Raw genomic sequence first — 12,040 nt, 5'->3', positions numbered from 1 at the left:
CGGCCATCGGGCCGTCGTCCCCGTGCAGGCACAGCTGAGACACGAGCAAGCGCCGCACGAGGAGCACCACGACCATGGCCAGCGACACCGCGCCGACGAACCCGCGACCGGGAAGCACCGGCGGGTATCCCGCCGTTCCCGCGCACCCGTCCTTTCCCGGCCTCGAGCGTGATGTGCTCGAGGCATGGGAAGCGGACAAGACCTTCGCCGCCTCGGTCGAGGCCCGCCCGGCCGGGGAGAACGGCAGCAACGAGTTCGTCTTCTACGACGGCCCGCCCTTCGCCAACGGTCTGCCGCACTACGGCCACCTGCTCACCGGTTACGTCAAGGACGTCGTCCCGCGCTACCAGACGATGCGCGGCAAGCGGGTGGAGCGCCGATTCGGCTGGGACACCCACGGCCTGCCCGCCGAGGTCGAGGCCGAGCGCCAGCTCGGGATCAAGCACAAGTCCGAGATCGAGGAGATGGGTGTCGCGGCCTTCAACGAGGCCTGCCGCTCCTCCGTGCTGCGCTACACCGACGAATGGCGCGAATACGTCACCCGGCAGGCCCGCTGGGTCGACTTCGACAACGACTACAAGACGCTCGACCTGGACTACATGGAAAGCGTCATGTGGGCGTTCAAGACCCTGTGGGACAAGGGTCTGGTCTACTCCGGCTTCCGGGTGCTCTGGTACTGCTGGCGCTGCGAGACGCCGCTGTCGGCCACCGAGACCAAGATGGACGACGTCTACCTGGACCGGCAGGACCCGGCGGTCACCGTCGGCCTGCGGCTGCGCGTGCCGCCGGAGGTCACCGGCGAGGTCACCCCGAGCGACGAGACCCAGGGCGAGGAGATCGACCCGGGCGATGAGCTGGACGGGGCGCTGGCCCTGGTCTGGACGACCACCCCGTGGACGCTGCCGTCGAACCTGGCGGTCGCGGTGCACCCCGACGTCGACTACGTGCTCGTGGAGACCGACACCGACCACCGCGGTGAGCGTTACGTCCTCGCCGAGGCCCGGCTCGGCCACTACGCCCGCGAGCTGGGCGAACAGCCGCGGGTGCTGCGCCGGCTGAAGGGGGCGGACCTGCTCGGTCTGTCCTACACCCCGCCGTTCGACTTCTTCACCGGCCGGGAGAACGCCCACCAGGTGCTGGCCGCCGACTACGTCACCACCGAGGACGGCACCGGGCTCGTGCACATCGCACCCGCCTTCGGTGAGGAGGACAAGGCCGTCACCGACGCTGCCGACATCCAGGCCGTCGTCCCGGTCGACGGGCGCGGCGAGTTCACCACCGAGGTACCGCCCTACACCGGCGTGCAGGTGTTCGACGCCAACCCGCAGATCATCCGCGACCTGCGTGACGGCGCCCCGCACGCGACGGGCGTGTTGCTGCGTCACGAGACCTACGACCACCCGTACCCGCACTGCTGGCGCTGTGGCAACCCGCTCATCCAGCGGGCTGTCGACTCGTGGTTCGTGCAGGTCACGGCGTTCCGCGAGCGGATGGTCGAGCTGAACAAGCAGATCACCTGGGTGCCCGAGCACGTCCGCGACGGGCAGTTCGGCAAGTGGCTCGAGGGAGCGCGGGACTGGTCGATCTCGCGGAACCGGTACTGGGGCTCACCGATCCCGGTGTGGGTCTCGGACGACCCGCGCTACCCGCGCACCGACGTCTACGGTTCGCTGGACGAGCTCGAGCGCGACTTCGGCGTGCGCCCGACCGACCTGCACCGTCCGTACGTGGACGAGCTGACCCGGCCCAACCCGGACGACCCGACGGGGCGCTCGATGATGCGCCGGGTGCCGGAGGTCCTGGACTGCTGGTTCGAGTCCGGATCGATGCCGTTCGCGCAGGTGCACTACCCGTTCGAGAACACCGAGTGGTTCGAGCACCACTACCCGGGCGACTTCATCGTCGAGTACAACGGGCAGACCCGCGGCTGGTTCTACACGCTGCACGTGCTGGCCACGGCCCTGTTCGACCGGCCGTCGTTCTCCTCGGTGGTGGCGCACGGCATCGTGCTCGGCGACGACGGGCAGAAGATGTCGAAGTCGCGGCGCAACTACCCCGACGTCACCGAGGTCTTCGACCGTGACGGCTCCGACGCGATGCGCTGGTTCCTCATGGCCTCGCCGATCCTGCGCGGCGGCAACCTCGTCGTCACCGAGCAGGGCATCCGCGAGGGGGTGCGGCAGGCGATCCTGCCGCTGTGGAACACCTGGTACTTCCTGTCGCTGTACGCCAACGCGGCCGGTCGGCGGGGAGAGACCCGTACCGACAGCACCCACGTGCTCGACCGGTACGTGCTGGCCAAGACCGCGTCGCTGGTCGACGAGGTGACCGCGGCCCAGGACGTCTATGACATCGCCGGGGCGTGCGAGCGGATCCGCGACCACGCCGAGGTGCTGACCAACTGGTACGTCCGCCGCTCGCGCGAGCGGTTCTGGGACGGCGACGCCGACGCCATCGACACACTGCACACGGTGCTCGAGGTGACGGCGCGGGTGGCGGCCCCGCTGCTGCCGCTGACCATGGAGAACATCTGGCAGGGGCTGACCGGCGGGCGCTCGGTGCACCTGACGGACTGGCCGTCCTCGGGCGAGCTGCCGCACGACGACGCCCTCGTCGCGGCGATGGACCGGGTGCGGCAGGTCGCGTCGGCGGCGCTGTCGCTGCGCAAGGCGCGCGGGCTGCGGGTGCGGCTGCCGCTGGCGAAGCTGACCGTCGCGGCGGAGGACGCGGACGTGCTCGAGCCGTTCGCCGACATCCTGCGTGACGAGGTGAACGTCAAGGAGGTCGCGCTGACCCGCGACGTCGCCGCGCACGGCCGGTTCGAGATCGCGGTCAACGCCCGCGCCTGCGGTCCGCGCCTGGGTGGGGACACCCAGAAGGTGATCCGCGCGGTCAAGGCGGGACAGTGGCAGCAGGATGCCGACGGCACGGTGACCGCGGCCGGCATCCAGCTGCTGCCCGGGGAGTTCACCGAGAAGCTCGTCGCGGCCGACCCGGCGGAGACCGGTGCGCTGCCCGGCAACACCGGGCTGGTCGTGCTCGACACGGTCGTGACCCCGGAGCTGGCCGCCGAGGGCGTGGCCCGCGACGTGGTGCGGGCGGTCCAGCAGGCTCGCCGCGAGGCGGGTCTGGAGGTGTCCGACCGGATCGCGCTGACCGTCACCGCCGCCGACGAGGCCGGGGCGCCCACCGTGAGCGCCGCGTTGCAGGCGCACGGCGAGTTCATCAGCGGCGAGACGCTGGCGATCTCGATCGCGGACGGTGCCCTCGACCCGGAGGCCCCCGGTGTGCTGCGCGCGACCGTGGGCGACGGCGTGGACATCCTGGTCCGGGTCGAGCGCGCCGGGGGCTGACGGGCCCGCGCCAGCCCCACGCGCCGCCTCCGGGAGTCGCGCGGGGCCCGCCGTCGGGGCCGAGCGGCGGCTGCGCCGGGCGGCCGCGCCGGTGGTGCGGCGGACCGCACCTGGACCTGGCGACCGTCACCCGGGACGTCCACGGCGACCTGGCACCGCGAGCAGGATCCGGTCCGAGGGTTTGGCCAGGGCGGCTACGGGGTGTCGTGGCGGCCGGCCACGATCGCCGGGCGGGCCGGGATACTGGGCCGATGACCGGTCCGGCGGCGCAGCGGTGGCGTGAGTTGCAGTCGGGCCGGGGTGTCCCGCCGGAGATCCTCGCGCGGGCCGTCGCGAGTCCCTGGGTGCACGATCCCCGGGACTTCGCGGCGCCCGCCGAGCCGGTCGACACGCCGTCGCGCCGGGCGGCGCTCGACCTGCTCGGCCACGGCGGCACCGTGCTCGACATCGGGTGCGGCGGCGGGGCGGGCGCGTTCGCGCTGGTGGGGCGGGCCACCCACCTGACCGGTGTGGACCATCAGCAGGACATGCTCGACGTGTTCGCCGAGGGCGCGCGCGCCCGGGGTGTCCCGCACGACACGGTGCTCGGCCGGTGGCCGGAGGTGGCGCCGGACGCGGGGGAAGCCGACGTCGTCGTCTGCCATCACGTGCTGCACAACGTCGTGGAGCTCGGACCGTTCGCCGAGGCGCTGTCGGCGGCGGCCCGCCGCGGCGTCGTGGTCGAGATGCTCGCCCAGCACCCGATGGCCTGGCTCGACCCGCTGTGGGTCCGGTTCCACGACCTGCACCGCCCCCCGCCCGCTACGACCGACGACGCCGTCGGCGTGCTCGTCGAACTCGGGATCCGGGCCGAGGTGACGAGCTGGGAGCGGGAGAAGCCGCCCAAACAGGACGCGGAGTGGGTGACGCGCCGGCTCTGTCTGCCGCCGGAGCGGGTCGGCGAGGTGGCGGCGGCGATGGAGGAGATCCCGCCGCGGCCCAGGATGGCGGCCACGCTCACCTGGCGCACGGGCTGACCGCGACTCGCGCGCGGGGATACCGCGACTCGCGAGGCTGGTCCGGCTCAGGCGCTGATCGTCCACCAGGCGATGAGCACGCCGAGGGAGTTGGTCGCCATGTGGGACAGCATCGGGGTGACCAGGTGCCCGCCCCATCGTCGCCACGCGCACAGCAGGATGCCCGCGGCGAACGTGGCGACCACGGCGAGCCCGGCCTGCCCGACCGCGCCCCAGCCTCCCACGTACTCGCCGACGGCCGCGTTCGCGCTGCTCATGCCCAGGGACGGCAGGACGTGCCAGAGCCCGAACAGCGCCGAGGACACCAGGGTCCCGCGCCACCAGCCGCCGCCGACCAGCGCCGGCAGCACCCCGCGGAACGCGGTCTCCTCCAGCACCACCGTGCCCAGCGGGATCCGGACCAGCGCGGCGAACAGCGCGGTGCCCAGCGGCCCTGCCGCGCGGGAGTCCAGGAACAGCGAGCGGGTGGCCGGCAGCGTGACCGCCACCAGGTACAGCAACCCGACGACACCGGCGGCGAACCCGCCCACGAGCAGCCCGCGACGCAACCGCGCGGACCCGAGCCCGAGATCGTCCCAGGTCAGCCCGTACCGCCTGGCCAAGATCAGTAGGATGGCCGCGATCGTGAGGTTCCACGGGATGTAGGCCTCGGGCCAGACCTGATTGCTGACGACGTTCGACGCTGCGAGGATCGTGATCGCCGAGAACAGCCCCAGCCGGCGCCGGACGGCGCGGACCGGGCGACCGTGGCGGGCTTCCAGGACCGTCGTCATTCCGACCATCCTGGGCGACCATACCCGAGGACGCTGGGACGGGGCGGTGATGAGCAGCGATGAGCCGACGGGAAGCGTCGAGTGACGACGCCTCGGGACGGTCTGCGCAGACTGCGATGTCCGGGCTGCCGTCACCGCCGCCGGAGCGTTCCGCGATCCCCGGCTCGCCACCGATCGAGCGTGACCGCTACGTCGACTTCCTGCGCGCGTTCTCGATCCTCGTCGTGGTGCTGTGGCACTGGGCCTTCACCATCCTGATCTGGGGCCCGACCGGACCCACCGCGACCAGCCCGCTCGGCTTCACCTCGGGGTTGTGGGTGCTGACCTGGCTGTTCCAGGTGCTGCCGCTGTTCTTCTTCGTCGGCGGCTACGTCCACCTGCGGGCCTGGCACCGGGCCCGGGCGCGCGGCGAGCACCTCGGTCATTTCGTGTGGCGCAACATCCGGAAGCTGTCCCTGCCCGCGCTGGTGCTCGCGACGGTGTGGGTGGGACTCGGCCTGGGGACGGGCGCGGTGTTCGACCTCGGATGGGTCGGCCGGGCAGTGCTGCTGGTGATCAGCCCGCTGTGGTTCATCGGCGTCTACCTGGTGCTCATCGCGCTGATCCCGCTGTGGTTCGCGCTGCAGCGCCGGTTCGGCGCGGTCGCGTTCGTGTGGATGGCCGGCCTGGTCGTGATCGTCGACATCCTGCGCTTCCGAGCGGGCTACGAGGAGTTGGCCTACGCGAACATGGTGCTGGTCTGGGGGGTGGCGTTCCAGGCGGGCTTCTACTACGAGTCGCTGGTCAAGGCGCCGCGGAGGGTCGACTCGGCGCTGATGTGGGCGGGTCTGTTCGGGCTCGTCGGGCTGGTCTTCTCCGGGCTGTACCCGGGGTCGATGGTCGGTGTGCCGGGGGAGACCTCGAACATGGCCCCGCCGACGCTGTGCATCCTCGCGCTGCTCGCCTTCCAGGTCGGGGTCGCCGAGATCGCCCGGCCGGGCATGGAGCGCTGGCTCGTCCGGCCCGGCCCGCGGCGCGCCATCGAGGTCATCAACCGGTTCGCGATGCCGGTGTTCCTGTTCCACACCACCGGCATGGCCATCGGCCGCGGTCTGATCTACGCGTGGAACGGCGAGCTCGCCGAGAAGCCGGTGCCCGACCTCGCGTGGTGGCTGGAGCGGCCGCTCTACATCGCGGTGTCGCTGGCCTGCACGCTGCCGGTCATCTGGTTCTTCGGCCGGTTCGGGCACCGCCGCCCGACCGAGGCGGCGCCGCACATCGCCGCTGCCTGACCCTTCCCGGCCCCGGACGCCCACCTCGGGGGCCCTTACCTGCGCCGATAGAGTCATCCGAGGCGGAGGTGGGGATGGCGAGCCTGGAGGTCCTTCTCGGCGTCGTTGCCGCGGTGGTGTTGCTCGGCGTTCTCGCTGTGCGCGTCTCGGTCCGCCTCGGAATGCCCTCGCTGGTGCTCTACCTGGGCATCGGGATGCTGCTCGGCGAATCCGTCCTCGGGGTGCAGTTCTCCGACGCCCAGCTCACCGAGAACATCGGGATCGCCGCGCTGGTCCTCATCCTGATCGAAGGCGGGCTCACCACCCGCTGGGACGTGGTGCGACCGTCGCTGGGCATCGGGATCGCGCTCTCGACGGTCGCGGTCGCGGCGAGCATCGTGGTGGCCGGCACCGGCCTGCACTACCTGCTCGGGCTGGACTGGCGGGAGGCGTTCCTGTGGGGCGCCGTGCTGTCGTCGACCGACGCGGCGGCGGTGTTCAGTGTGCTGCGCGGCGCCGGGGTGTCCCGGCGGCTGGCCGGGGCGCTCGAACTGGAGTCGGGCATCAACGACGCGCCGGTCGTGCTCGCCGTCATCCTGCTGGCGTCCACCGACCCGATCACCTGGGCGACCCCCGCCCTCGTCGTCTACGAGCTCGTCGCGGGCGCGGTGATCGGGCTGGGGTTCGGGTACGCGGGCGGATGGGCTCTGCGGCGGGCCGCGCTGCCGTCCACGGGCCTGTACCCGCTCGCGGCCATGGCGGTCTGCGTACTCGCCTTCGCCGCGGGGCAGTTCGTCCACGCCTCCGGCCTGCTGGCCACCTACGTCGCCGCGCTGGTGCTCGGCAACGCCAACCTGCCCCACCGCGGGGGCGTGCTCTCCTTCGCCGAGGGCATGGGGTGGCTGGCTCAGATCGGGTTGTTCGTGCTGCTCGGGCTCTACGTCTCGCCGTCACGGCTGCCCGAGGCGATCGTCCCGGCCCTGATCGCCGGCGCCGTGCTGCTGCTGACCGCGCGCCCGCTGTCGGTGCTCGCCGCGGTGACGCCGTTCCGGATACCGTGGCGCGAGCAGGCGTTCCTGTCCTGGTCGGGGCTGCGCGGCGCGGTACCGATCGTCCTCGCGCTCATCGCGCTGGTCGAAGGCGCCCCCGACGGCGGCCGGCTGGTCGACGTCGTGTTCGTGCTGGTCGTTGTGCTCACCCTGCTGCAGGGCACGACGCTGCCGTGGGTGGCCCGCAAACTCGGGGTGGCGACCGGGGCCGAGGCGCAGGAGATCGAGGTCGACGCCGCGCCGCTGGACGAACTGGGTGCCGACCTGCTGCAGGTCCGGGTACCGGTCGGATCCCGGCTGCGCGGGGTGTACCTGCGCGAGCTGCGGCTGCCCGTCGGCGCGACGGTCAGCCTGGTGGTCCGTGACGCCGCCGCCTTCACGCCCAACGGCGAGACCCGGCTGCGCGAACGCGACCAGCTGCTCGTGGTGACGACGGCGGAGGCGCGCGGCCCGGCGGAGCGCCGGATCCGGGCGGTCGACCGGGCCGGCCGGCTGGCCCGCTGGCACGGCGAGTCCGGACGCTGATCGGGCCCGCGCGACGGTGAGGAACAATGGAGCCGTGACCGGCCCCCCCACCGACGACTCCCGGGACGATTCCGGGGTCACCGTCGCCTCCGCTCCCCGCCGGATCGCGCTGCTCGCACTCATCGCGATCCTCGTGCTGGTCGGCGACATCGTGACCAAGGTCCTGGGGGTCGCGCTGCTCGAAGGCAGGCCTCCGGTCGAGCTGCTCGGCGGTGCGATCTACCTGGTACTGGTGCGCAACCCCGGCGCGGCGTTCTCCCTGGCCACGGGCTACACCTGGGTGCTCACCCTGGTCGCGATCGCCGTCGTGACCGTGATCATCCGGATCTCCCGGCGGCTGCGTTCGGTCGGCTGGGCGGTGGCGCTCGGCCTGGTGCTGGGCGGCGCCCTGGGCAACCTGAGCGACCGGATGTTCCGGTCTCCCGGGCCGCTGCTGGGCCACGTCGTCGACACGGTCTCGCTGTTCGCGCCCGACGGCAGCGTGTGGCCGGTGTTCAACCTGGCCGACGCGGCGATCGTCAGCGGCGGGGTGCTGCTCGTGATCCTGGCACTGATCGGCCGCGAGCTGGACGGCACCCACGTCGACGGCAAGAAGCAGGACAGGACTGTTCATGAATGATGTTCGCCAGCTCCCGGTCCCCGACGGGCTGGACGGAATGCGCGTGGACGCCGGGCTCTCCCGGCTGCTGGGGCTCTCCCGCACCGTGGTCGCCACCCTGGCCGAGGACGGTCGGGTCGCGGTCGACGGCCGGACCGCCGGCAAGTCCGACCGGCTCGTCGCGGGCAGTTGGCTCGAGGTCGAGCTCCCCGAGCCGGACGCCCCGGCCCAGATCGCCGGGCCGATCGAGGTGGTCGCCGGACTCGGCATCCTGCACGAGGACGACGACATCGTCGTGGTCGACAAGCCGGTCGGTGTCGCTGCGCACCCCAGCCCCGGCTGGACCGGACCGACGGTGATCGGCGGGCTGACCGCGCTCGGCGTGCGGGTGTCCACCTCCGGTGCGGCCGAGCGGCAGGGCATCGTGCACCGCCTCGACGTCGGCACCACCGGGGCCATGGTCGTCGCGAAGTCCGAGCACGCGTACACGGTGCTCAAGCGGGCGTTCAAGGAACGTACGGTGTCCAAGCGCTACCACGCGATCGTGCAGGGGCACCCCGACCCGACGCGCGGCACCATCGACGCTCCGATCGACCGGCACCCTCGTCACGACTACAAGTTCGCCGTCGTCGAGGGCGGCCGGCCCAGCGTCACGCACTACGACACCATCGAGGCCTTCCGCTCGGCGTCGCTGCTGGACATCAGCCTGGAGACCGGCCGCACCCACCAGATCCGCGTGCACTTCTCCGCGCTGCGGCACCCGTGCGTCGGCGACCTCACCTACGGCGCCGACCCCACCCTCGCCAAGCGGTTGCGGCTGCAGCGGCAGTGGCTGCATGCGCACGCCCTCGGGTTCGACCACCCGGCCGACGGCCGGTGGGTCGAGTTCGTCAGCCCGTATCCGGACGACCTGGCGCAGGCCCTGGAGCGACTGCAGGACTGAGCCCTGCGCGTAACCCGGGCGGCGGGGCCGGGGGCCGGCCGCGTATCACCTCGGCGAGCCCGGCCAGGACCGCGGAGCCGGGGTTGAAGTAGCCGTTGTGGCCGAACGTCCCGTCGACCGGCAGCGTGCGGGCCCCGAACGCCGGTGAGGCCGGGTCCGTGCCGTGACCGATGTCGCCGATCCGGACGTGCGGGATCAGCCGCGCCCAGTCGTCGACGGCGCAGGCCGCCCAGACGCGGGCCGGCGAGCGTAGTTCGGCCACCGACCGGGCGCGCGCGCCGGGGCTGCCCAGCAGCACGATGTCGTCGGCGGCGAGACCGGGCGCCGCGAGCGCGGTGACCACAGCGCCGTAGCTGTGCCCGATCACGGTCAGATCCAGCTGCCCGGCGTGCGTGGCCCGCAACCCGGCGATGAACCGCTGCAGCGCCGTGGCGCCGGCGCGGGCCAACCGGCCGGACGCCGCGTCGGCGCCGAGGCCGTGGGGTGTCCGGTAGCCGACCCACAGGACGACGGCGGTGTCACCGCGGTCGGCGGTGCCGCCACTGTCGGCGGGGCCGCCGTCTGCGCGGCTCGCCGCGGTGCTGTTCTCGCGGCTCGCCGCGGTGCTGTTTTCGCGGCTCGCCGCGGTGCTGTTTTCGCGGCTCGCCGCGGTGGCCAGTGCCCGGGCCCAGTCGAGGGGCCGGCGGCCGGGCCGGGTGGGGTCCTCGAGGTTCCCGAGGTCGATGTCCGAGCCCGGCACGAGGACGGCGACGTGCCGGGCGGTTGCCGGATCGCCCAGCGCCAGCACCCCCAGCCCGCGCCCCCGCGGATCGCAGCCGAGCACCTGCACCGGCCCGCCCGCCCCGATCCGGGCCGACAGGGCCGCGGCGCATCCGGCGTCCCGTTCCACGGTGCCGGGCACGGACGCTTCCGATGGCTGGATGCCCAGCGCGAGCAGCGCGCAGAGCATCGTGAACGACGAGAGCCACCGGAGCATCACGGCCGGAGACATTAGTAACGGTCAGATAACGGTTTCTCACACCTGGGTGTCGGCCTCCCTCCTCCATGGCGGTACCCTGCGCACCCTCCGTGACCGGGTGAGCGCGCCAGGCCTGCCGTGGATGGCGCCACCTGCGCTCGAGGGACCCGCCACCGCGTCCTCGTCCACCGGGGCCGACACTGGGCCCGGACAGGCCGCCCGGCGTCACCGTCGCGGCCCGGAGGCACCGTGGGTGCGACGGAGAGGGGCAGGATGCGACGGGCCGCGGTGTGGACGGGCTGTGCGGTCATCGTGCTGCTGGTCGCCTGGTACGCGGGGTCGCAGTTCGCGTCGCCCGCCCCGCAGGTCTCCGCGGGATCCGTGCGGCTGGGACCCGAGGCGGGAGAGCCGGTGGCCGACTACCTCGCGCGGCTGCCCGCCGAGCTCCCCGCTCCGGGGGCCGCGGCGCCCGCCCTCGTCCAGCTGCGGGCCGGGCTTGCGGCCCCGGACGTGATCGCGCTGCTCGATGACGCGCCGCTGCCCGTGCGGTCGGTCGTCTTCCGGGTCCCGCTGCCCCGCGTGCAGACCGCGCTGCGGTTCGAGGCGCTCGCCCCCGGCGTGCCGTTGCCCACCGCGCTGGACACGGCCCGGCAGCGCGCCGGGTTCGCCGCCGCCGTGGACGCCGGGCGCCTGACCGGACGCGCGGCGGCGGTTGCCGCCGCCGAGGAGGCCGCGCTCGCGGCCCCGTGTGCGTGCCTCGTGGCTCTCGTGGTGGAGGGTGACCGGGCGGCACTGGACGCCATCGCGGCCCGGCCCGCGGTGCGGGCGGTGCATGCGGCGCCCCCGGGGACCGCCACGGCCGAGCTCGCGCTGTCCCCGTTGCTGCCCGAGCAGACCGGACGCGCCGATCCACTGCCCGACGACGGTCCCGTACCGCCCACCTGAGACCTCACCGGTCCGTCAGGTGATGTCGCGGCGACACCTCGATGACGCGCGACGGGGCCCCCGCCCCCGCTGGTGCGCGGCGGACGTCAGGGAAATCCCTGCTCGGACCGGTCGGACCGGGTGGCATTCCTGATGTCACCGCCCGAGCCGCGCTGCCACGGTGATGACCATGGCGCCGAGGGGGAGTGCGGGAGCGCCGTCGCGGCCCGTCGGGGCCGGCCCGGGTGACCCGCCCGTCCCGGTCGTCCTCGGCTGCGTGATCGTCGCCGCGGGGCTGATGGGTGTCCTGCACGCGGCGGGCTCGACGGCGGTGGACCCGCTGAGCCGGACGATCAGCGGCGACGTCGGCGTACCCGGCGGGTACGCCCTGCTGGGGATCAGCGCGGTCGCCCTCGCGGTGGCCGGCTGCGTGCCGGCGGTGGGACCGTTCCGCGCCGCGCTACCGCGGCCGGTGCTGCCGGCCGTGCTGCCGGCCGTGCTGCTGGTCAGCTGCAGCGCGGCGCTGTTACTGGTCGCGGTGCTCCCGACCAACGCGCCGGGCGCAGCCGTGGACGCGTGACGCTTCTCATGATCGTCGAGTGGTCGTGTGGGCGGGGGAGACGGCGGGGTCTCGTACGAGGTGTGCGGGGT

Annotated in this window: 10 protein-coding genes; 8 read left to right on the top strand and 2 right to left on the bottom strand. The window is 73.3% G+C overall.

All coding sequences use genetic code 11. The features are described 5' to 3' along the window. Window positions 1-74: 74 nt before the first annotated feature. Entirely contained in the window at window positions 75-3,353 is a 3,279-nt protein-coding gene (ileS, locus tag HF519_RS17670) for an isoleucine--tRNA ligase (RefSeq protein ID WP_169414069.1), read from the top strand. Window positions 3,354-3,604: 251 nt separating this feature from the next. Further along, window positions 3,605-4,369 (top strand): class I SAM-dependent methyltransferase, encoded by a 765-nt coding sequence (locus tag HF519_RS17665; protein ID WP_169414068.1) that lies wholly within the window; start codon window positions 3,605-3,607, stop codon window positions 4,367-4,369. A 47-nt stretch (window positions 4,370-4,416) separates the two neighbouring features. On the opposite strand, the gene HF519_RS17660 is transcribed toward HF519_RS17665, so the two are convergent. Continuing rightward, window positions 4,417-5,142, bottom strand: a complete 726-nt coding sequence (locus HF519_RS17660) for a CPBP family intramembrane glutamic endopeptidase (protein ID WP_169414067.1) — start codon at window positions 5,140-5,142, stop codon at window positions 4,417-4,419. A 59-nt stretch (window positions 5,143-5,201) separates the two neighbouring features. Here HF519_RS17660 and HF519_RS17655 point away from each other — a divergent pair, with 59 nt between their 5' ends. The 4 genes from HF519_RS17655 to HF519_RS17640 all read left to right on the top strand — a co-directional run bounded on the left by HF519_RS17655 (window position 5,202) and on the right by HF519_RS17640 (window position 9,507). Further along, window positions 5,202-6,413, top strand: coding sequence for an acyltransferase family protein (locus HF519_RS17655; protein ID WP_246244346.1), 1,212 nt, complete (start codon window positions 5,202-5,204; stop codon window positions 6,411-6,413). A 74-nt stretch (window positions 6,414-6,487) separates the two neighbouring features. Then, window positions 6,488-7,966, top strand: coding sequence for a potassium/proton antiporter (locus HF519_RS17650; RefSeq protein ID WP_169414066.1), 1,479 nt, complete (start codon window positions 6,488-6,490; stop codon window positions 7,964-7,966). A 34-nt stretch (window positions 7,967-8,000) separates the two neighbouring features. Then, window positions 8,001-8,585: a signal peptidase II gene (lspA, locus tag HF519_RS17645; RefSeq protein ID WP_312860171.1), complete on the top strand. Its 585-nt coding sequence runs from the start codon at window positions 8,001-8,003 to the stop codon at window positions 8,583-8,585. Further along, the gene (locus HF519_RS17640; protein ID WP_169414064.1) at window positions 8,578-9,507 is read left to right on the top strand and encodes an RluA family pseudouridine synthase; all 930 of its coding nucleotides are present in this window, start codon (window positions 8,578-8,580) and stop codon (window positions 9,505-9,507) included. The genes lspA and HF519_RS17640 overlap by 8 nt, the downstream gene beginning before the upstream one ends. On the opposite strand, the gene HF519_RS17635 is transcribed toward HF519_RS17640, so the two are convergent. After that, window positions 9,455-10,483, bottom strand: coding sequence for an alpha/beta hydrolase (locus HF519_RS17635; RefSeq protein ID WP_246244349.1), 1,029 nt, complete (start codon window positions 10,481-10,483; stop codon window positions 9,455-9,457). The genes HF519_RS17640 and HF519_RS17635 overlap by 53 nt on opposite strands. A 255-nt stretch (window positions 10,484-10,738) precedes the next feature. On the opposite strand from HF519_RS17635, the gene HF519_RS17630 reads away from it, so the two are divergent. Both HF519_RS17630 and HF519_RS17625 read left to right on the top strand, forming a co-directional pair. After that, complete coding sequence (locus HF519_RS17630; RefSeq protein WP_169414062.1) at window positions 10,739-11,410, top strand: hypothetical protein; 672 nt, start codon at window positions 10,739-10,741, stop codon at window positions 11,408-11,410. 169 nt (window positions 11,411-11,579) lie between these two features. Then, window positions 11,580-11,969 carry a hypothetical protein gene (locus HF519_RS17625; RefSeq protein ID WP_169414061.1) on the top strand — a complete coding sequence of 130 codons (390 nt, stop codon included), beginning with the start codon at window positions 11,580-11,582 and terminating at the stop codon, window positions 11,967-11,969. Window positions 11,970-12,040: the final 71 nt, after the last annotated feature.

This window comes from Pseudonocardia bannensis, from assembly GCF_012911875.1.
Classification (GTDB): Bacteria; Actinomycetota; Actinomycetes; order Mycobacteriales; family Pseudonocardiaceae; genus Pseudonocardia; species Pseudonocardia bannensis.
Note: the sequence above shows the minus strand (reverse complement) of the source record. Positions and strands in the feature narration are given on the sequence as shown.

Coding starts and splice junctions, on each gene's coding strand:
- HF519_RS17650 (WP_169414066.1), top strand. CDS start 6,488: ATGGCGAGCCTGGAGGTCCTTCTCGGCGTCGTTGCCGCGGTGGTGTTG.
- HF519_RS17635 (WP_246244349.1), bottom strand. CDS start 10,483: ATGCTCCGGTGGCTCTCGTCGTTCACGATGCTCTGCGCGCTGCTCGCG.
- HF519_RS17655 (WP_246244346.1), top strand. CDS start 5,202: ATGAGCCGACGGGAAGCGTCGAGTGACGACGCCTCGGGACGGTCTGCG.
- HF519_RS17640 (WP_169414064.1), top strand. CDS start 8,578: ATGAATGATGTTCGCCAGCTCCCGGTCCCCGACGGGCTGGACGGAATG.
- HF519_RS17630 (WP_169414062.1), top strand. CDS start 10,739: ATGCGACGGGCCGCGGTGTGGACGGGCTGTGCGGTCATCGTGCTGCTG.
- HF519_RS17665 (WP_169414068.1), top strand. CDS start 3,605: ATGACCGGTCCGGCGGCGCAGCGGTGGCGTGAGTTGCAGTCGGGCCGG.
- HF519_RS17625 (WP_169414061.1), top strand. CDS start 11,580: ATGGCGCCGAGGGGGAGTGCGGGAGCGCCGTCGCGGCCCGTCGGGGCC.
- ileS (WP_169414069.1), top strand. CDS start 75: ATGGCCAGCGACACCGCGCCGACGAACCCGCGACCGGGAAGCACCGGC.
- HF519_RS17660 (WP_169414067.1), bottom strand. CDS start 5,142: ATGACGACGGTCCTGGAAGCCCGCCACGGTCGCCCGGTCCGCGCCGTC.